Genomic DNA, 19,493 nt, shown 5'->3' on the forward strand with positions numbered 1-19,493 from the left:
CTGGTAACGTTACACTCCAAAAACAGAAGAAATGCCCATTATAAAAAGTTGCGACTCATCACCCTTTCCTGAAAGATGACCAGAAAATCAGTTTGGTTGGGCTTGTAGGGCGGCTTCTGGTTTTCCAGCTTTAGGGGTACACTTTCAGCAACTTTTTACACAGAGCTTGATTTTTTTGGCTACTTCTTTATCAAGAAAAAAGTAGGATATACATTCCTTTCGTCGGGGCGGCAGGATTCGAACCTGCGACCTTCTGCTCCCAAAGCAGACGCGATAACCGAGCTACGCTACGCCCCGAATGTACAAACGTGAGTTCGGGATTTATTTGACTGATTTACAACAATTTAATATCAATTATTTAGTTAACATTTGCACCTATTTAACAAGTTTTTATATCTAATTTTATAAATATAATATATATAATAAACTGATTATCAGAATTATTTGTTATTCAACTACCTATTTAACTGTCTATAAAACAAATTTTATAAATTTTTATTAATATTGATTATCAAATGAAAAAATAATCTAATCCCGAACTCACGTTACAAGTAAGATAGTGGGCGGATAAGGGGGGATTCGAACCCCCGGTACAGAACAATCCATACCGCAGTTTAGCAAACTGCTGGTTTAAGCCACTCACCCACCTATCCATATAACCTTGACAGATATAAGGCATGTAAATTTACTAAAGTTATAACAAAAAAGTGCATATAATTTTCAAAAACTTAGGTTGTATCTAGTATAAATGAGGGTTTATGGCTATTGCAGCCGCTCTACTAGCGTGTGCATGGCTATACTATGGGATGCTTTTAATAAAATGCCACTATCTTGAAAGTTATGGCTACCTAAATAATCAGCTAATGCCGCTTTGTCTGGAAAACAATGGATTTTTGGGTTGGGTTGTTTGTGGGCAGCCAGGGTGAAAAAAGGACCACATAGCAGTACGCGATCATAGTAAGGTTGAAAAAGTTGTTCAACAATTTGATTGTGCCAAGCAGTAGTCTGACTTCCTAAATCAGCCATATCACCTAACATAACGATACGGTAACGCACCTTTAATTGCAACAATGTATCCAGTGCTGCTTGAACGGAAGCAGGACTGGCATTATAGCTATCAATAATCAATTGATTGCTCCCTTTAACCACTAATTGCATCCGTTGATTGGTAGGGATATAGGCTTGAATGGCTTGATGGGCTACTGGGCTCGGTACATTAAAGTATTGGGCAACACAAAGCGCTGCTGCTATATTGTGTATATGGGGTTTCCCTAATAAATGGGTGGTAAACTCCTTTCGGTCTGAGGATTTGTAATGCAAATAGGGCGCTTCACGCACCAGCTCAATCGGTGCAAAGTCGTGGGGATAGGTAATGGGTTGCCTGAATCGCTTACTTATGGTAGACAATAAGGGGTCTAAAATATTCAAAAAAATAGTGCCACCAGTAGCATGGAGGTAATCATATAACTCACTTTTACCTCGAATCACACCTGCTATATTCCCAAATCCTTCAAGGTGTGCTGCGCCAATAGCGGTGATGAGACCATGTGTAGGTCGAGCTATGTTGCAACATAATGCAATATCACCCAATTGGGTAGCACCCATTTCTACAACTGCTATTTGTGTATCCTGCTTCATAGATAAAAGGGTTAAAGCCACCCCAATAGGGGTATTTAAGTTACCTTTGGTGGCTACCGTTCTATAGGTGGTCCGCAAGGTGGTGTAGATAAGCGCTTTGGTGGTGGTTTTACCATAAGAACCGGTTATGGCTATAACCGGAAAGTGAGGGCCATATTCCGACCGATGGTAGCTGGCTAATTGTATGAGTGTGGCCAGACTATCCTTTACTAAAATATAAGCAGATGAGGGTGTGGCATAAGCAGGGTCATCTATAACTACATAACGGGCACCCTTTGCAAGGGCTTCTGCTGCAAAGGCATTGCCATTAAGGCGAGGGCCCCGAATAGCAAAAAAAAGTGCACCTGGATCCAAATGACGTGTATCTGTGGTTACAGACTGCGCTGTTAAATATTTCTGGTAAAGTGCTTCTATGGCCACCATAAGCAAGTAAATAGAATAATGGTAAGCGATTAGTGATAGGCAACCGGTGTAGGTTTAGGATCTGTTTTATTCTTAAAGTGGCGTATGGCAAGCTGCACCGATGGCACTACTTTGTCTAATAAAGGGCTATATCCTATTTTCAATGCTGCGGTCAGCCATTGCATGGTAACATGTTCTAATTGTAAGCCTATCCCATACCTATCTACCCATGTCTGATTCAATAAGGCATTATGCTCATTGTAAAGGGCTATAAAATGAGCAAATCCAAGGCAAACAAAGCGGATGGGGGCTACCATAATGGGCATATGCAAGGTGCTGTCTAGATCGACATTGAGCCGTGCGTGGATCGGCGCTTGCATGCTCTTATCGTCATCAGGGGCCTCTAAGGCTTCAGAGTCTCGGCGTCTGATACCCAACATACGCTCCTTAGGCATGCGGTAACCTATTATATAGTGTATGGCAATAAATTGGCGTGTGCCATTACACGTTTGTATAGATGGACCAGCATAGGCCAATGCTAGTTTCAGTATTGCTGCTTCGAATGTTTTTTTATGGATAAAAGACCCTGACTCACAGCTTAAATGCAAATATTTAAGCGTAGAGTTTGTTATATTTTTAATACAATTGATACCAATATAGTGTCTATTGTTAAGGGCGCCATTTTGGTAGCCATATAGCATTTCTATAGATCCACCCTTGGGTAATGTTTCCAAAGCATGCAATCTGTACACGCGCTTTATAGTGGCGTAGTCATCTACTACCCATCCTACCTTACCCAATATAAATGCATAATTATTATAGTAAGTTTTATTTTCCATAGCCTGAACAGGTGCAGCAAACTGTTTCTTGGAGCCGCTTAGTCCAGTAATCCAATAATAAAGAGAGAAGGGAGCCTTTATAGCAAATAATTTGCCCACCCATAGATTTTGGTAGTTAAATTTATAGCTATTGCCGTAGGCATTGCCTATCTGTTTATAACATTGTCCCCCAAAAAAATAATTTCCATGTAGCTTAGGCAGTTCATAGGCCAATCCGTAGCCCCATCTTGTTTTAAGAAACAGCTGATGGCTTAAGCCATGTCCATAGCCCCATGCATTATGATGCGTGATGGTAAGCAACGGCCCCTCATCTAGACTCATATCGACTGTTATGGGAAATCGATCCTTGGTTTGTACGAGCAGATCAGATAGGATGGTTGCACTACCTCCCTCAACCCCTTTGCGTCTAACAGATACAGTCGAAAAGTAGGGTAATGCGATCAATCGTTTCTGGATAAACAAGAGTGCTTTCGCATTAAAAGTTGCACCAGGTTCCAAGGTGATGTATCTGTAAATGAGTGAGGCATCTGTTGTAGGGGTAAGCCATTTTAACAAACGTAAGTAAGGATATGGCTTTCCAACCATTGGCTCCATAGCACCTGTAGATGCTATGGTTATGGTTCTAAGTGTATAAGAAGCAGGGAAATCTGCCTTTACCTTACCTGGTATAAAAAAAGCAAGCAATAGTCCGGCTGTTAAGCTTATAGACTGTGTAAGGCCTTTATCTTTTTTCTGCATGGATGTAACCCATTTAAAACGTTATAGCGCTATATGGATAGTGGTGGTGCGGCCTGAAATCTAGGATAAGATGTTAACCTATAACACCTTATTACCTAGAAATGATTGCTAAATCATATATAAGATGCAGGATGCTTCTACCTGATGGGGCCTGAATGGATCATACATACTATACGACTCGGATGCAGCGTTGTGTTTTACCCCAGTTTCTGGTTTTCAAGTCTTAATATTAATCTTCATCAAAGATAAAGTCATCACCTGTTGGGCAGTCAAGCCATATTTCTTCAATAGATGTATATAATAGATCATCATCATCATCCAATTCATCTAGATTTCTAATGACCTCAAAGGGGGCGCCTGACCGTTTGGCATAGTCTATTAATTCATCCTTGGTAGCTGGCCAAGGTGCGTCTTCTAAATGTGATATTAATTCAAGTGTCCAGTACATAATGCAAAAGTGAAAAATAATTTAAATTTAAACTGCGTTTGATAGGCTTTAGACCTTCCTTTTAGGAGGCTAAAATATAGTAAATTTTAAATTTGTACAAGAAGTTTCCTAAGTATTTCCTGCTACTACTATTTAATATTTTTTATCCACATCTTAACACTAACGTTCACTGATATTGTACATAATTATATGCAAATTTCTTTTTTTCTTGCCAAACGTTACGTTAAAAAACATGGCTACACAACCCTGATTTGTAAATTGTCTAGACTGGCTTGCTATAGTATGGCATTGGGTACAGCTATTTTAGTATGCATACTATCCACTATGAATGGTATGGAAAAGCTATTATCCGCTTTATTTTATTCCTATACGCCTACATTAAAAATAGAACCTAGAACAAGTAAAACATTTGTCTATGATCCCAAATTAAAAAGTAAGCTGATGCATCTTGCTAGTGTAACAAATATTGTGGAAGTATTAGAAGCAACTGCACTGGTACGGTTGCAGCGTCAGCAGACCATTGTGACCATTAAAGGCGTTTCAAATAATTTCCCAGAAAGTGACTTTTATAGAAATTGCAGGCGTATGGATGCGGTTACTTTTTGGGGGGATGGTAAGCTTCAAGCTGCTGCGGGTATACGGGTTGCCCAATGTTTACAATGGGCACCTGATAACAATAGGGTAGAGGTTTTTTATCCAAAGCAGGGCAGCCACCATCTACATCAGCCCTATAAGCGTGTAACTTTAGAGGTGAATGGCCTTTTCTCTATAGCGCGGCAAATAGATAGCAAGTATATGATTACCTCTATTCACTTTGTGGAAGCGTTGACCGATGGCTTCCATAAACGTACCTATTGGGAGGTTGTAATCAAAGATACAGCGGCGCTAACAAGCACGCAAGCAAGCATACAAAGATTATTACCAGATGGCTATAAGGTAACCAATCGAGATGAACAAAATGAAACCCGTCGTAGAGCTATTTTTATTGAGCGGCTTTGCGTCTCTTTTATTTTTGCTTTGGTATTGCTTTTGGCCTCGCTTCATATTTTCTTTATGCTATGCATGTTGATATTACACAAGCAAAAAGATATCATGATCCTTTCTTCACTTGGGGCTACACCGGGTCAAATAGGTAAGGTTTTTTTCTATAGTGGGCTTTTGGTATCCTTGAAAGGTATTCTATATGGTCTTATAATAGGGTGGGCTTTGTGCTTGTTGCAGCAAAAATTTGGCATCATTACCTTTACTAAGGCGTGCAATAGGACCCCTTATCCTATAGAGATGCATCGGTTCGATTGCTTATACACCTCTATTGTAACCACTTTATTTAGTCTTTTAGCTTCCCTTTGGCCGGTGAAGCGAGCTATCCAATTGGCCAGGAAGTCATTGGGTGGCGCCAACTTAAAGGAAAATGTATTTTAATTTGATTGAATATCAAATTAGACCTATTTTGAAGCCTATTTCTAATGACAATTTTGGTGTCGAAGCTTGTTTATGCTCGTCAAATACACCCTACTACAAGGCATAGCATATTGGAAATAAAATTAATAATTCAGAAATTGTGCTGCTTATTGTTCCTATTACGAAAAAGAACGCCCCTTGTAAAAAGTTGCCATTAGAAAGTGCACCTTACAAATGAAAAGAAAAATTGAAGCCCGCGTAGCGGACGAGTTCTGTTTTTCTCGGTGTGCTTGCAGCAATTTTTTGCATGAGGGCTTGATTTTTTGGCTACTTTTTGATCCAGCAAAAAGCAACATTCATCATCCTTATTAACGTGAGTTCGGTATTTATTTGACTGATTTACAATAATTTAATATCAATTATTTAGTTAATATTTGCACCTATTTAACAAGTTTTTATATCTAATTTTATAAATATAATATATATAATAAACTGATTATCAGAATTATTTTTTATTCAACAACCTATTTAACTGTCTATAAAACAAATTTTATAAATTTTCATTAATATTGATTATCAAATAAAAAATAATCTAATCCCGAACTCACGTTATTAGTACACAAATGGCTCATCCAAAAAGATATACGGTTACCGCTGCACTTCCCTATGCAAATGGGCCCGTCCACTTAGGTCATGTAGCAGGGGCCTATCTTCCTGCTGATATTTACGTTCGTTATTTAAGGCAAAAACAAGCTACTGTAGTGTTTATTAGTGGTTCTGATGAACATGGGGTGCCTGTGGTAATTCGTGCCCAACAAGAAGGTTCTACGCCTCAAAAAGTAGTGGATCAATACCATACACTTATTAAAGAATCACTAGATGGATTGGGTATTAGCTTTGATATCTTTGCAAGAACGTCCTCACCTACTCATTATGAGACCGCAACGGAATTTTTTAAGGAATTGCACCAAAAGGACATATTTGAGGTGTATGCAACAGAGCAATATTATGACCCTGTTTGTGAGCAATTTCTATCTGATCGCTACATCAAGGGCAGCTGTCCGAACCCGAACTGTAATCATCCCGATGCCTATGGAGATCAATGTGAAGCGTGTGGCAGCACACTAAGTCCAGAAGAATTGATTGATCCAATTTCTGTTATTAGCGGCGCAAAACCTATTTTAAGATCCACTAAACATTGGTATCTACCACTAGATAAGTATGAAGGCTGGCTTAAAAAGTGGATTTTAGAAGAACATAAAGATTTTAAAACCAATGTATATGGTCAATGTAAAAGCTGGCTAGACCAAGGTTTGCGTCCACGTGCTGTAACCCGTGATTTAGCTTGGGGCATTCCTGTTCCACTGCCTGAAGGAAGCGGAAAGGTCCTCTATGTCTGGTTCGATGCACCGATTGGGTATATTAGCGCAACCAAAGAGTGGGCAAAAGCACAACAAATCGATTGGAAACCTTTTTGGAAAGATCCAGCTACCAAGCTTGTCCATTTCCTTGGCAAAGACAATATTGTATTCCATTGTATTATTTTTCCTGTTATGCTTAAAGCACATGGAAAGTTTATTTTGCCTCAGCAGGTTCCAGCCAATGAATTTTTAAATTTAGAGGGAAAGAAGATTTCTACATCCCGCAACCATGCGGTTTGGTTGCATGATTATTTAGCAGATTTTCCAGATAAAGCAGATGTATTGCGTTATGTACTCTGTACCATTGCGCCAGAAAATAAAGACAGCGATTTTACTTGGCAAGATTTCCAGGATAAAAATAATTATGAACTGGTAGCTAACCTTGGCAATTTGGTCCATAGAACCCTAAGTTTGGTGCATCAATATTTTCGTGGATTGGTTCCACCCAATATGGCGCCTAATGAAGCGGATCAATCCTTACTGACTACATTAATGGCTTCTTTTACAGAAGTAGGTAATGCTATAGAACAGTTTAAATTTAAAGAAGCACTCCAATTATGTATGGGCTACGCTACATTGGGCAATAAATACCTAACCGATAGGCGACCATGGCATTTGGTAAAAAGCAACCTAGAAGAGGCTGGCACTGTATTGCATGTCACATTGCAACTCATAGCTACTGTAACCCTGTTGATCAAACCTTTTTTGCCTACAACAAGTGAGAAAATGGCGCATATGTTGGGGTTAAAAGAAACAGGCTGGGGGAACTTACATGTGACCAAGCTCGTACAATCAGGGGATCCATTAGCACTTCCTATATTATTATTTGAGAAAATTGAAGATGATGTCATTGAAGTACAAAGGAAAAAGTTACAAAGCCTATCTACTGAAACAGTAGTGTAAAGCACTTTATGGATACTTTTTTTCTTGATACGAAGGATGATATCTACCACTTTTTGCTTGATCAAAAAGTGGACAAAAAATCAAGATCAAGCGCTGATGAAAAAAGTTGTGAGTAGAAAATGTAGCTTACAGCTGATTTTCCAGCTACAAGCTACATTTTCTACTCACAACTTTTTCCAATGCGCATTTTTTCTTGTTTTAGGGTAGTATGGCTAAAAGGTTGAATGGATACTAATTAACGTGAGTTCGGGATTTATTTGACTGATTTACAACAATTTTAGGCCGTTGTGATAGATTTCTATTATAATATTTTTAGGGTTGTTTAGACTGATTTTTGGTATTAAAGTGGTATTAATTTTATTATTTATTGATTTTCATGTACTTTTATTGCATTTTAGACAGACCATTCCTCTAAAGACCTCTTAATATGATATTTGGCGACCTGTATAAGTTATAGGCTATTGCTTCGATAACGTGTTGCGTATGAGTTTTAGCAAGTCCTATGTAGCGAGCTCCTGAGCTTCGGAACCAACTTTTAATACTTCCAAATACACGTTCTACTTTATACCTGGTTTTAGCTACCAATGTATTAAACCGTTTAGCAGTAGGTGATAAAGGATTATTTCTAGTAGCTTTCTTCTGAATAGCTGATTTTAAGGCTTTATTCTTTAATAAGGTTTCATTAGGTGATCCGCTATAGCCCTTATCTGCATATAGCCTACTACCTACTTTTAGCTCTACTTTATCCAATAAGACTTGTAAATGAGCACTATCATGACTAGATGCTTTTGTGGTACTGACTGCTAGGACTAAGCCTTCTTTACTTTCCACAAGGATGTGACGCTTATACCCATAGTAGAGATTATCTCCTTTTTTTGTCCAACTCGCTTCTGGATCTACACCTTTTTGATAACTTTCGGCTACAGTTATAGTGCCATCTTCATGGAGATCATAGCTTTTTTTACCTTTAGGGCGCCTAGGGGTAGGCGTAATAGAGGCATCAACAACTGCACCATGTTGAACTAATACACCATGACTAGATAGTTGATCGTTAATTATTTTCAATAACCTTTCTAGGACCTGCTTCTCCGTAAGCGCAGTCCTAAACCTGCTTAATACGCTATGATCTGGAACAGAACTATCCATGGAAATACGACAAAATCTGCTGAAAGTGATACGATCATTTACTTCTTCTTCTACTTGATAGTCACTCAGAGCATACCATGTTTGAAGCAACAGCATTTTAAATAAAAGAAGTGGGCTATAAGCTGCCTTTCCTGATAAACACAAACCTTTAGGATAATACAAGAAAAGTTCTTTTTCTATTACTTTCCAAGTAATCAGCTTATTAAGCTGATCGAAAAAAGTATGCTTACACTTACGTCGACTGGCTGAAATATCTGCAAAACTTAATTGATTATTTGTTTTGACGGCCATAACAATATTATTAAAAAGCTTAAGTTTAAACGATTAAAGAATCAACCTAATTTAACCATTGTATAACACTAAAAGTCACTTTTTATAACAAAGCTTAAAACTCTATTGCAACAACTTCAATTTAATATCAATTATTTAGTTAATAATTGCACCTATTTAATAAGTTTTTATATCTAATTTTATAAATATAATATATATAATAAACTGATTATCAGAATTATTTGTTATTCAACTACCTATTTAACTGTCTATAAAACAAATTTTATAAATTTTTATTAATATTGATTATCAAATGAAAAAATAATCTAATCCCGAACTCACGTTGGTTAGTATTTTTTTATCTCCAAATTTAAAACACAAAGGAGCTTTTTAAAGCTATTTTTTAACAAGCTAATCCCGAACTCAGGTTATATAAGATTGGTGTAATGATAGAGTTGCCAAGAGCAGCCTTACAAGCGGCAACCATTTCACCATTGGTCGATTTTTTTAGAATTGGAACCAATGATTTAACCCAAACTACCCTTGGTATTTCACGTGATGATGGCGCAAAATTTTTAGACAGTTACCAACAAAAGGGCTTGCTTAAAGGAGACCCTTTTGTTACGCTTGATCAAGAAGGCGTTGGAAAATTGATTCAAATAGCGGTAGCAAGAGGTAGGTCGGCCAATCCAAATTTAAAAATAGGTATTTGTGGCGAACATGGAGGCAATCCACCTTCTATTGAATTTTTCGAGTCGATAGGTTTAGATTATATATCCTGTTCTCCATATAGAGTGCCTATTGCAAAGTTAGCTGCTGCCAAGGTAAGGAAGTGATATTCTTCTATCCCTTTTTTTCTAAAAAAGCAGTTATTCTTTTATGGGTCCTATCTCTATCCAGTAAGACTATAATTTCTATAAGGTCTGGACCAGCTGTACTTCCTGTAAGGGCCATACGCAAGAGGGGCATGATGCCAGGAACTGCCTGTAACAACGGTTTAATCTTATGGGCCTTCCATTCTACTAGGGCAGTAAGACTTTGGGTAAAAGCCACCATTCCCTCTTTGGTTTGGTTGTTCCACCTTTTCTGGATCAGCTCAGCGTCATAATCAACAGGATCAAAGAAAAAAAACCTACCTTCTTGCCAGAAATCCTTTGGAAAAGTAATTCTATCCTTTACCAGGTTACAAATGGCTATTGCATCTTCCTGATTACACGTTATACTTTCTTTAGCTGCTTCTGTTATAAAGTAGCTGGCCCAAGCGGTTGGTCCTTGTTGTTTAATATGCTGTTGGTTAAACCATTTGGCTTTAGCTATATCAAATTTCACACCTGATTTGCCTAGTCGTTCCAGAGAAAAAGCCTCTATTAAAGCTGGTTTGGTAAATACTTCTTGATTAGTGCCTGGGTTCCACCCCAATAAAGCCAAAAAATTCAACAAAGCTTCTGGCAAATAGCCTGCTTCTCTAAAGGCTTTGTCAATTGTAAGGTCTCGGCTGTTCCAGGTAATAGGGAATGCCGGGAATCCATATTGATCGGCATGGCGTTTGCTTAATTTTCCGATACCATCGGGTGTCAATAGGAGCGGAAGATGGATAAATTGAGGCATCTGATCTGCCCAGCCTAAGTAACGATATAACAATATATGAATAGGAGTAGAGGGCAACCACTCTTCGCCACGGATGACATGGGTAATTTTCATGAGGTGATCATCTACAACACTAGCAAAGTGGTAGGTAGGCAAGCCATCTGATTTCATCAACACCTTATCGTCCAATACAGAAGTATCTACTTTTACCCAGCCACGGACACCATCTTGAAAGCGTATAAGTTCTTTGTGCGTTACTTTTAATCGAATGACATAGGGTTTACCGGCCGCTATCCATTCCTCTACCTGTTCTGCAGGCATGGTAAGCCCATTGCGCATCCATGCACGGCTTATGGCGTTGTACTGTGGGTGGGCCACTTTTGCTGCTTTAAGCCGTTCCCGCATCGCCTCGATCTCTGTTGGTGTGTCAAATGCATAATAGGCATGCCCCGCGTCCAATAAGGGTTTGATGTATTGTTGATAAATGGCAATGCGTTCAGATTGCTTGTAAGGCACAAATGGTCCCCCTTGTTCAGGACCTTCATCTGGAACAATCCCCAGCCAACGCAAGCTTTCTAGCATGTAAGATTCCGCACTAGCTACCAAACGCTTTTGATCCGTGTCTTCAATACGCAATATAAACCGACCCTTCTCTTTTTGGGCCAAAAGATAATTATAAAGAATGGTTCTCACGCTACCAATATGTAGTGCACCCGTTGGACTAGGGGCAAAGCGTACATGTACCGCCATATATTAATCTAAAAAATGGTAATAAATAAGGCATTTGTATGCTACTTATATCTTGGCCAAAACGGTAATGCCGCCTTTTATTTTATCGCCTACAGCTACTTGAATATCAGCATCTAGCGGCAAATAAATCTCTGCTCTTGAACCAAACTTAATAAAACCACATTTTTCACCCTGTTGCACTTCCTCACCTTCTTTAAAATAAAACTTAATGCGGCGTGCCATAAAACCAGCTATTTGTCTAAAAAGAATTTGCTGACCATTTTCATTTTCAATGACAATGGAAGTTCTTTCATTATGCGTGCTGGCTTTAGGATGAAAGGCAATCAGGTACTGGCCTGGGTGGTATTTAAAAAATACAATCTTGCCAGACATTGGAAATCGGTTGACGTGTACATTAAAAGGAGACATAAATATGCTGATTTTGATGCGTTCTTCCTTTAAATATTCCTCCTCATATACTTTCTGAATGGTAATGATTTTACCATCTGCTGGCCCTAATATGTATTGATCTTGGGTATGAATGATGCGGTATGGATCTCTAAAAAAATAGATTAACCAAAGATAAAAAGCACCACTCACTATTGCAAATCCTATGGATTGATGGTAACTGAGTACCACTTTTTTATGCATGCCATAGTAAATAAGCAACAGTAAGACAGGTGTCCATAATAAAATTTCTTTTCCTTCTTTATGTATTTTCATTATTTAAAAACTTAAAAATCTATAGTCCTGGTAGTGTTATAGATTATTCAGTCGTCTACACTTTTACTGGTTGTAATGTTTTTACCCATACAGTAAAGTGATTTTTAAAAATGCAACTACTGTGGGGATGGTTAACAATAAACTATCGACTCTGTCCAAGAGTCCTCCATGGCCTGGAATCATTTCGCTAGCATTTTTTACATCTACACTTCTTTTAAGCAATGAGGCGACTAAGTCTCCATAAGTCCCTGTAAAAATAGTGATCACCGAGATCGAAAGCCACTGCCATAAGGGTAAAATATTAAAAACATAGGCCATCGCATAGCCAGCTATTACCGAAAATAAGGCACCTCCCCAAAAGCCTTCCCATGTTTTTTGAGGCGATATCCGTTTAAAAAGTTTAGAGCGTCCTATAGCTGAACCTACTAGGTAGGCCCCTGTATCTTGGCTCCAAACAATGGCCAGTAAGCCTAATATCAGCTGGTTGGAATAGATGCCGTTAAAAAAAGCTAGATAATGCAGCATGCTACAGGGAAGGGCAATATACAAAATACCTAAAAAGGTAGCTGCGATATCTAAAAAGGGGTTAGAGGGTTTTCGGCTATACAATGTAGCTACATATATTAAAATAGTTAATGGAATACAACCATAGCTTAATAGGGGTGAGTAGTTAACTTGAAGGTAGTAGGAGAAAGCTATGGTATACAGGAGTAGCCCTAGCCAAATGCCGTAGCCGCGCATGGGCGCAACATTTGCTTGTTTAAGCAACTTGTAAAACTCTAGCATGGCCAGCATGACTACATAAAAGAAAAGAAAAAAGTAGGTCCATGCGGACCAAAAAATGGAAAAAATAATAACAGGTGTAAAGAAGACAATCGAAAGAAAACGTTGTATAAAATTGTTTTGTTTTTTCAACATAGGTGTAGGGTCTGTTTTTAATAAACGATGCATCGCCTGCATCTCTTCCTATTTTCAAGCTAATAGGCTCCTACAATGATATAAAAATTTAACAGGAAAAACATACGCACTAGAAGTTGATGGGCGTTTTTGTAGGCACAACTGGTTCATGTGCTTCAAGCCAATTGGCCCCCACATTCCAATTTACTTTAATAGGCACATTTTCCAATGGCAAGGCTTGTGCCATGAGTAGCGGAATATGATGCTGTAGATCGGCTACTTCTGCTTTTGGTACATTAAAAACCAATTCGTCGTGTACCTGTATCATCATTTTGCTTTTAAGCTTATGGCTTTCCAACCAATGGTGAATCTGGATCATTGCCAATTTAATCATTTCAGCCGCACTGCCTTGAATGGGAGTGTTTATTGCGTTGCGTTCTGCAACGCCTCGTATCGTACTATTTTGAGCGTGTATATCGGGCAGGAAACGTTTTCTACCCAGTAGGGTGGTTACATAGCCATTTGCTTGGGCCTTGGCTATAGTTGTTTTCATATATCTTTTAATACCTGGAAATTCTTCAAAGTAGGCGGCGATCAACTCAGCTGCTTCTTTTCTAGATAAATTGCCCATGCGTTCCGAAAGGCCAAAGGGAGAGATGCCATATATAATGCCAAAATTGGCTATTTTTGCCTTTCGCCGCATTTCCTCATCTACCACATCTGTTTTAAAGAGTTTGTGTGCCGTGATCTGGTGTATATCTTTATCTTCTTGGAAGGCCATGATCATTGTTGCATCTTGTGCATAAGCTGCCATAATCCGCAGTTCTATTTGTGAATAGTCAGCAGAAAAGAGACGATCGCCTTTGTGGTGTGGAATAAAAGCTTTGCGCAGTACACGTCCTAAGGGGGTTCTAATCGGTATGTTTTGCAGATTAGGTCCTGTAGTGCTCAACCGGCCAGTAGTGACCACGGTTTGGTGATAGGAAGTGTGGAGCCGTTTGTCTATAGGGTGGACCATCTTGGGTAGTGCATTCACATAGGTCGAGCGGAGTTTTTGCCAGATACGGTGTTCCATGATGACTGGAACAATAGGATGTGCTTTCATGAACTTAGCCAATACCGCTTCTCCCGTTGCATATTGTCCCCCTTTGGTTTTGATAGGCTTTTCATGCAGTTGCAACCTTTCAAACAATACCTCACCCAGTTGCTTTGGGGAATCCATATTAAATGTGGTTTGCGCCAATGTATAAATCTTTTGCTTCAGGTCGTTGGTGGTGCGCGCCATTTCTTCCCCTAGGGTAGCCAGAAAGGTTAGATCAATGGAAACACCTTCTAGTTCCATAGCTACCAATACTTGAACCAATGGCATTTCAACTCGGTAAAATAAATCAGCAACCGCTTGTTCCGTTAATGCTTGGGCAATAATTGGGTAAATTTGTAAGGTAAGATCCGCTTGCTCGCTTATAGGGTCTTTGATCTGCTCGGGTGCTGTTTTTGCCCTATTGACCTGTTTTTTAGAGGGGGTATGGTTTAGATATTGTTCCGATAATGCAGTAAAATGGTGTTGCCTATCAGGTGCAATCAACGCATGGGCAATCATCGTATCAAATAGGGGAGGGGCCATGCTGAGGCCATGCTGCTGCAATACGATCAGCGCATATTTTAAGTTATGTATTACCTTTATCGCATCTGTTCGGTCGAATAGTGCCTGAAGCAGGGATACAAATGGCTTGGCCGCTGCGGTATGTGTGGGTATGGCTACATAATCCGCTTGTCCAGTTTGGTAAGCAAAAGCAATGCCTAGTAAATGGGCTGTGTGTGGATCTATGCTGGTGGTGGCTATATCGAAAGCCCATATAGTTGTTTTCTGCAGCTTTTGCATCAATGCTTCGCAGGTGGGCAGGGTGTCTATAAGGGTATAAGCAACCTTGTCGGTAGCTGCAAATAAATCAGCTGTTTGTCCCTTTTGCCCAAATAACCGTTGGTTGAGCTGCCTGAATTCCAGTAAGGTAAGTAGTGGTTCCAATTTGGCTCTATTGGGTCCCTGGTAACGGCACCTTTCCCAATCTAGCGTGATGGGTACATCTGTGCGAATGGTTGCCAGTTGTTTGGAAAGTATAGCTTGGTCTGCATATTGGATGACATTTGCTTGTAATTTGCCCATTAGCTGATGGCTATGCGCCAATAAATTTTCTAGATTGTCAAATTCTTTTATAAGCTTTCGAGCAGTTTTTTTGCCAATAGACGGAATACCTGGAATAAAATCAGAAGGATCTCCTTCTAATGCCAAAATATCCTTTACTTGTTCTGGTCTAGCGATTTCCCATTGTGCCAGAATTTCCTTTTCACCGAGTATGGTCGCCTTTTGGACATGGCTGCTAGGCTTATAAAGATAGATGCCATGCTGTACCATTTGGGCTAAGTCTTTGTCTGTGGACATAATGTAGGTAGTAGATCCCTCCGCCTTTTGGGCCAGCGTACCCAATAGGTCATCTGCTTCATATCCACTACAGGCTACAGATAAGATACCAAACCCATCTAGAACAGCTTTAATATAAGGAATGGCTATAGAGATAGCTTCTGGTTGTACCGGTCTGTGGGACTTATAGGCTGGAAATAGTTCATGGCGAAAGGTTTTTTCTTTTCCGTCAAAGGCCACGATGAGATGGGTCGGTTTTTCTTTTTGTAATACCTCTACTAGGGTATTTACAAAGCCCAATATGGCTCCTGTTGGAATCCCCTGTGTGGTAGTAGGCGCTGCCTTGCCAAGGGCAAAATGTGCTCTGTAGATGAGCGACATACCATCTAACAGAAAAAGTTTTTTGGATGGGTATACCATTTCATATGTTTGTCTTGTGGACATGGGGTTTTGTAATTTACCATAATCCAGTAAGAAGTCTATCTCCTCTGTACTGCTTGCCACCATGCATATGGTCTAGTGTGGTATGGCATCCCACTATAGGACATTTGCTAAGTCCCGGTATGCGTATGCTGATGCCCACTTGGGCCATTATACCATCTATATAATGGCTTACACTAAGCAGATGATCAGGGCTAGATGGTTCATACGGTTCTATAAGCTCATTGTTGAAGCAAAAGCCATAAGCCACTCGAAGGCTCCAATAGATGCAACGCGTAATCTGTTTTTTCCATGTACCTCCCAAATCACCATTACGGCTGTAGTGCCAATGACCGCTTTTTCCCAATTCAGAAAAGTGATAAGTACAAGGTGCCCAAGTGCCATCTATTAATAAATCATAATTTTGATTTTCAATCAGTTTAAAACCTAATCGGAGTAAGGGAGTCCAAGTAAAGTAATAGGGACGTGCAGGTATATAGGCCAGTAGTTTATTTTCCTTATTTTGATCGTCATCCGATGGTTTACCATGGACCCATTGCCCCTCCATCCTTTCTAAAAAAGAATACCTTATACCCACACCCGCGCCGATTCGCAACTGCTGAAGGTCCATAGCTACCAAAAGTTGGGCAGCAAGGGTCATACCCTTTCCCGTAAAACCATACATACCTTTAGGGTCATAACCACTTTGTTCGAGATCATCTGTATCTTGATCTCTTTCAAAGTAAATAGAAGACGCATGATACCAACGTATGCGGTAGGCGTGTATGGTAGTTTCATCTTTACCATTGACTTCCATTTCACCCTCTTGTCTACCAGGGTGCATGCCACTAGTGTGTACTTTATATCTATCCGCTTTTATAGAAAAGGCACCCTGTAGCTGAATGCGCCTCCAAAAGGAGTCGTTTGAAGCCTGCAATACAACCAATGGGGCAAACCACAGCAAGAAAGATAAGCTGGTACGGAATTTCAATGGGTGAATATTTTAATTTTTTTTTCGTATGAGCCAGGCTTAGAAAGCAATGATTGGACCCTTGAATTTATATTTTTTTACTTTTATTTCCTAATTTGTGCACAGCCGTAACATCAATGGTGTCGGTTTAAGGGAAAGTATTAATGGCTACTTTTTTCATCAGCGTTTGATTTTTTGAATACTTTTTGATCCAGCAAAAAGGATCACATAAAATCCTTGCATCTAAAACGGAAATACCCATGCGCTATTACATTATTGCTGGCGAGCATTCCGGGGATCTGCATGGCGCTGATTTGATTAGGCAAATCAAAGCCATAGATCACTATGCCGATTTTTGGGCTTGTGGGGGTATGGTTATGTCAAAAGCTATTGGTAAGCCTTGCAGGGTAGATGGTTCAACAATGGCCTATATGGGGATAGATTTTTTAAAAAAGTGCTATACCCTATGGCAGTTGCTAAAATTTTGCCAAAAAGGTTTAATCGGTTACCAGCCCGATGTAGTCATTTTAATCGACTACAGTGGTTTCAATATGAGACTAGCCGCCTTTGCCAAGCGAAATGGATTTCGAGTATGTTACTATATACCGCCCAAGATCTGGGCACATAGTTCACGAAGGATTACAAAAATCCAGCGGGATGTAGACAAAGTATTATCCATCTTGCCCTTTGAAGTAGCTTATTATCAGGCGCAGGGATACCATACCATTGATTATGTAGGCAATCCGCTGGTTCAAAAGATAGCCGACCATCGCATCAATCCCTATTTTAGAGCAGATAATAGACTGGATGACCGGCCTATTATCGCTTTATTGCCCGGTAGTAGGTTGGATGAAATTCGGCGCATATTGCCCCTGATGGTTGCCCAAGTAGACCATACCTATCAGTTTGTAGTAGCTGGATTGCGTCATATTCCAAATGGTTTGTATAAGGCAATATGTCCACCTACCATCCAAGTGGTTTACGACCAAACCTACGACCTAATGGCCGTTGCAAAGGCGGGTATCATTGCTTCTGGCACAGCTAGTTTAGAAGCTGCTTTATTTAATTTGTTGCAAGTAGTGATCTATAAGACCCATCCACTGGCTTACTGGTTTTACAAAAGCATGATCACGGTAAAACATATCTCTTTAGTCAACCTTTTGGTAAATCAAACAGTGGTTCCAGAATTGATTCAATATCAACTCACTAGTGAAAAGATCTATGCCACTTTAAAGGGTCTTTTATCAGGAAGTGGTGGCGCCAGGCAAAAAGAAGCCTATCAAACGATTCGTCGATTATTGGGTCAAAAGCATGGTGCTACAGAAGCAGCAAAGTGTATAGTAGCCAGTATAAAGGGCCAATTCTAGCAGATGGCTGAATGGAGGCGCTAAAAACAGGCTGTTTATTTAATCATACGTGAGTTCGGGATTAGATTATTTTTTCATTTGATAATCAATATCAATGAAAATTTATAAAATTTGTTTTATTAGACAGTTAAATAGGTAGTTGAATAACAAATAATTCTGGTAATCAGTTTATTATATATATTATATTTATAAAATTAGATATAAAAACTTGTTAAATAGGTGCAAATATTAACTAAATAATTGATATTAAATTGTTGTAAATCAGTCAAATAAATCCCGAACTCACGTTAATCATTAAAAAAATAATGGAAAAAAAAGCAGGTAGGGTTATGGCGATAGACTATGGGCGCAAGCGTGTTGGTATTGCTGTAACCGATCCCTTACAAATCATTGCTACCCCTTTGACGACGATAGCCACCCCCACTTTATTTCCTTTTTTGAAGGACTATCTACAACAAGAAAGCGTGGTAAGCTTTGTGATGGGTATGCCCAAAGGTTTAAATGGAGCACCTTCTAAAATGAGTAGGATCGTAGAGCATATCGGTGTGCAATTACAAAAGGCATTTCCAGCGCAAAGCTTCTACTACCAGGATGAGCGATTTACCTCTAAGTTGGCTATTCAGGGGCTTTACCAAGCGGGCTATTCTAAAAAGGATAGAGTGCATAAAAGCAATGTAGATAAAGTAAGTGCTGCGATTATATTACAATCCTTTTTAAGCAGATTAGATCGCAAGGTTAGTTTGTAAAAGGTAAATGAGTGAACCATTCCAAAGTGGATGTTTGTTCAGGTAATAGAAGACTATTGCCTTTGATACTTCTTTAGGATTTTTCTTGCATGTTTTTTTGCAGTTCTGCTAGTTCTTGCTTCATTAGATCTGCTAGCTTAACCGGTTCTGTCGCGTCTATATTTTCGTTAGCAACGTCTTTTCTTTTAAGTGAAGCTTTGGATATATATTGGTTATTATTCGGCCATTAGCATAACAAAATTCTCAAAAGTAGAAAGATGATTTTTAGCTCCGATTACTTGTCCTTTTTGAATCATAGGAATGTTTTCTATCTCTACAATGGTCTAGAGTAAAGAAATGGTTGGACCACTTAAAATTAAGCATATCTATTGCTTCTGATTGCTCGCAATACAGTAGCTGACTAACTTGATTCTTCATTGTTTACCCATT

Annotated in this window: 14 protein-coding genes, 2 tRNA genes and 1 pseudogene; 5 read left to right on the forward strand and 12 right to left on the reverse strand. The window is 39.2% G+C overall.

Features of this window, described 5'->3' with window-relative positions:
* Nucleotides 1–222: 222 nt before the first annotated feature.
* The 5 genes from NBW36_RS00630 to NBW36_RS00650 form a co-directional block, all read right to left on the reverse strand.
* Nucleotides 223–297, reverse strand: a tRNA-Pro gene (locus tag NBW36_RS00630).
* A 267-nt stretch (nucleotides 298–564) separates the two neighbouring features.
* Nucleotides 565–653: transfer RNA gene (locus NBW36_RS00635), tRNA-Ser, on the reverse strand.
* Between the two features lie 109 nt (nucleotides 654–762).
* Entirely contained in the window at nucleotides 763–2,061 is a 1,299-nt protein-coding gene (locus tag NBW36_RS00640) for a UDP-N-acetylmuramoyl-tripeptide--D-alanyl-D-alanine ligase (RefSeq protein ID WP_250238421.1), read from the reverse strand.
* A gap of 29 nt (nucleotides 2,062–2,090) precedes the next feature.
* Nucleotides 2,091–3,617 carry a BamA/TamA family outer membrane protein gene (locus NBW36_RS00645; RefSeq protein ID WP_250238422.1) on the reverse strand — a complete coding sequence of 509 codons (1,527 nt, stop codon included), beginning with the start codon at nucleotides 3,615–3,617 and terminating at the stop codon, nucleotides 2,091–2,093.
* 229 nt (nucleotides 3,618–3,846) lie between these two features.
* On the reverse strand, nucleotides 3,847–4,065 hold the full coding sequence (locus NBW36_RS00650; RefSeq protein WP_250238423.1) for a DUF2795 domain-containing protein: 219 nt from the start codon (nucleotides 4,063–4,065) through the stop codon (nucleotides 3,847–3,849).
* 333 nt (nucleotides 4,066–4,398) lie between these two features.
* Between NBW36_RS00650 and NBW36_RS00655 the strand changes: the two genes are divergently transcribed.
* Both NBW36_RS00655 and metG read left to right on the forward strand, forming a co-directional pair.
* Nucleotides 4,399–5,487, forward strand: a complete 1,089-nt coding sequence (locus NBW36_RS00655) for an ABC transporter permease (protein ID WP_250238424.1) — start codon at nucleotides 4,399–4,401, stop codon at nucleotides 5,485–5,487.
* Between the two features lie 602 nt (nucleotides 5,488–6,089).
* Entirely contained in the window at nucleotides 6,090–7,790 is a 1,701-nt protein-coding gene (gene metG / locus NBW36_RS00660; protein WP_250238425.1) for a methionine--tRNA ligase, read from the forward strand.
* 411 nt (nucleotides 7,791–8,201) lie between these two features.
* On the opposite strand, the gene NBW36_RS00665 is transcribed toward metG, so the two are convergent.
* On the reverse strand, nucleotides 8,202–9,227 hold the full coding sequence (locus NBW36_RS00665; RefSeq protein ID WP_250238426.1) for an IS5 family transposase: 1,026 nt from the start codon (nucleotides 9,225–9,227) through the stop codon (nucleotides 8,202–8,204).
* 416 nt (nucleotides 9,228–9,643) lie between these two features.
* On the opposite strand from NBW36_RS00665, the gene NBW36_RS00670 reads away from it, so the two are divergent.
* Nucleotides 9,644–10,042, forward strand: coding sequence for a putative PEP-binding protein (locus NBW36_RS00670; RefSeq protein ID WP_256465599.1), 399 nt, complete (start codon nucleotides 9,644–9,646; stop codon nucleotides 10,040–10,042).
* Nucleotides 10,043–10,049: 7 nt separating this feature from the next.
* Here the strand turns inward: NBW36_RS00670 and gltX are convergent, their stop codons facing one another.
* From gltX to NBW36_RS00695, 5 genes are all read right to left on the reverse strand, one after another.
* Nucleotides 10,050–11,543, reverse strand: coding sequence for a glutamate--tRNA ligase (gene gltX / locus NBW36_RS00675; RefSeq protein ID WP_250238435.1), 1,494 nt, complete (start codon nucleotides 11,541–11,543; stop codon nucleotides 10,050–10,052).
* A gap of 45 nt (nucleotides 11,544–11,588) precedes the next feature.
* Entirely contained in the window at nucleotides 11,589–12,245 is a 657-nt protein-coding gene (locus tag NBW36_RS00680) for a phosphatidylserine decarboxylase family protein (RefSeq protein ID WP_250238437.1), read from the reverse strand.
* Between the two features lie 81 nt (nucleotides 12,246–12,326).
* The gene (locus NBW36_RS00685; RefSeq protein WP_250238439.1) at nucleotides 12,327–13,163 is read right to left on the reverse strand and encodes a phosphatidate cytidylyltransferase; all 837 of its coding nucleotides are present in this window, start codon (nucleotides 13,161–13,163) and stop codon (nucleotides 12,327–12,329) included.
* A gap of 109 nt (nucleotides 13,164–13,272) precedes the next feature.
* The gene (polA, locus tag NBW36_RS00690) at nucleotides 13,273–16,068 is read right to left on the reverse strand and encodes a DNA polymerase I (protein WP_250238441.1); all 2,796 of its coding nucleotides are present in this window, start codon (nucleotides 16,066–16,068) and stop codon (nucleotides 13,273–13,275) included.
* Nucleotides 16,019–16,945, reverse strand: a complete 927-nt coding sequence (locus tag NBW36_RS00695) for a hypothetical protein (protein WP_250238443.1) — start codon at nucleotides 16,943–16,945, stop codon at nucleotides 16,019–16,021. The genes polA and NBW36_RS00695 overlap by 50 nt, the downstream gene beginning before the upstream one ends.
* Before the next feature lie 212 nt (nucleotides 16,946–17,157).
* Here NBW36_RS00695 and lpxB point away from each other — a divergent pair, with 212 nt between their 5' ends.
* Nucleotides 17,158–18,318 (forward strand): lipid-A-disaccharide synthase, encoded by a 1,161-nt coding sequence (lpxB, locus tag NBW36_RS00700; protein WP_250238445.1) that lies wholly within the window; start codon nucleotides 17,158–17,160, stop codon nucleotides 18,316–18,318.
* A gap of 305 nt (nucleotides 18,319–18,623) precedes the next feature.
* The gene (gene ruvX, locus NBW36_RS00705) at nucleotides 18,624–19,064 is read left to right on the forward strand and encodes a Holliday junction resolvase RuvX (protein ID WP_250238447.1); all 441 of its coding nucleotides are present in this window, start codon (nucleotides 18,624–18,626) and stop codon (nucleotides 19,062–19,064) included.
* Between the two features lie 215 nt (nucleotides 19,065–19,279).
* Here the strand turns inward: ruvX and NBW36_RS00710 are convergent.
* Nucleotides 19,280–19,387, reverse strand: a pseudogene (locus tag NBW36_RS00710) (IS6 family transposase); the annotation flags it as partial.
* Nucleotides 19,388–19,493 lie beyond the last annotated feature (106 nt).

This window comes from Cardinium endosymbiont of Oedothorax gibbosus (assembly GCF_936981045.1).
GTDB lineage: Bacteria > Bacteroidota > Bacteroidia > Cytophagales > Amoebophilaceae > Cardinium.

What these genes read in the sequence shown, in the direction of transcription:
- NBW36_RS00645 (WP_250238422.1), bottom strand. Translation starts at nt 3,617, where the DNA reads ATGCAGAAAAAAGATAAAGGCCTTACACAGTCTATAAGCTTAACAGCC.
- NBW36_RS00665 (WP_250238426.1), bottom strand. Translation starts at nt 9,227, where the DNA reads ATGGCCGTCAAAACAAATAATCAATTAAGTTTTGCAGATATTTCAGCC.
- ruvX (WP_250238447.1), top strand. Translation starts at nt 18,624, where the DNA reads ATGGAAAAAAAAGCAGGTAGGGTTATGGCGATAGACTATGGGCGCAAG.
- NBW36_RS00640 (WP_250238421.1), bottom strand. Translation starts at nt 2,061, where the DNA reads ATGGTGGCCATAGAAGCACTTTACCAGAAATATTTAACAGCGCAGTCT.
- metG (WP_250238425.1), top strand. Translation starts at nt 6,090, where the DNA reads ATGGCTCATCCAAAAAGATATACGGTTACCGCTGCACTTCCCTATGCA.
- polA (WP_250238441.1), bottom strand. Translation starts at nt 16,068, where the DNA reads ATGGTGGCAAGCAGTACAGAGGAGATAGACTTCTTACTGGATTATGGT.
- NBW36_RS00680 (WP_250238437.1), bottom strand. Translation starts at nt 12,245, where the DNA reads ATGAAAATACATAAAGAAGGAAAAGAAATTTTATTATGGACACCTGTC.
- NBW36_RS00685 (WP_250238439.1), bottom strand. Translation starts at nt 13,163, where the DNA reads ATGTTGAAAAAACAAAACAATTTTATACAACGTTTTCTTTCGATTGTC.
- NBW36_RS00655 (WP_250238424.1), top strand. Translation starts at nt 4,399, where the DNA reads ATGGAAAAGCTATTATCCGCTTTATTTTATTCCTATACGCCTACATTA.
- NBW36_RS00650 (WP_250238423.1), bottom strand. Translation starts at nt 4,065, where the DNA reads ATGTACTGGACACTTGAATTAATATCACATTTAGAAGACGCACCTTGG.
- gltX (WP_250238435.1), bottom strand. Translation starts at nt 11,543, where the DNA reads ATGGCGGTACATGTACGCTTTGCCCCTAGTCCAACGGGTGCACTACAT.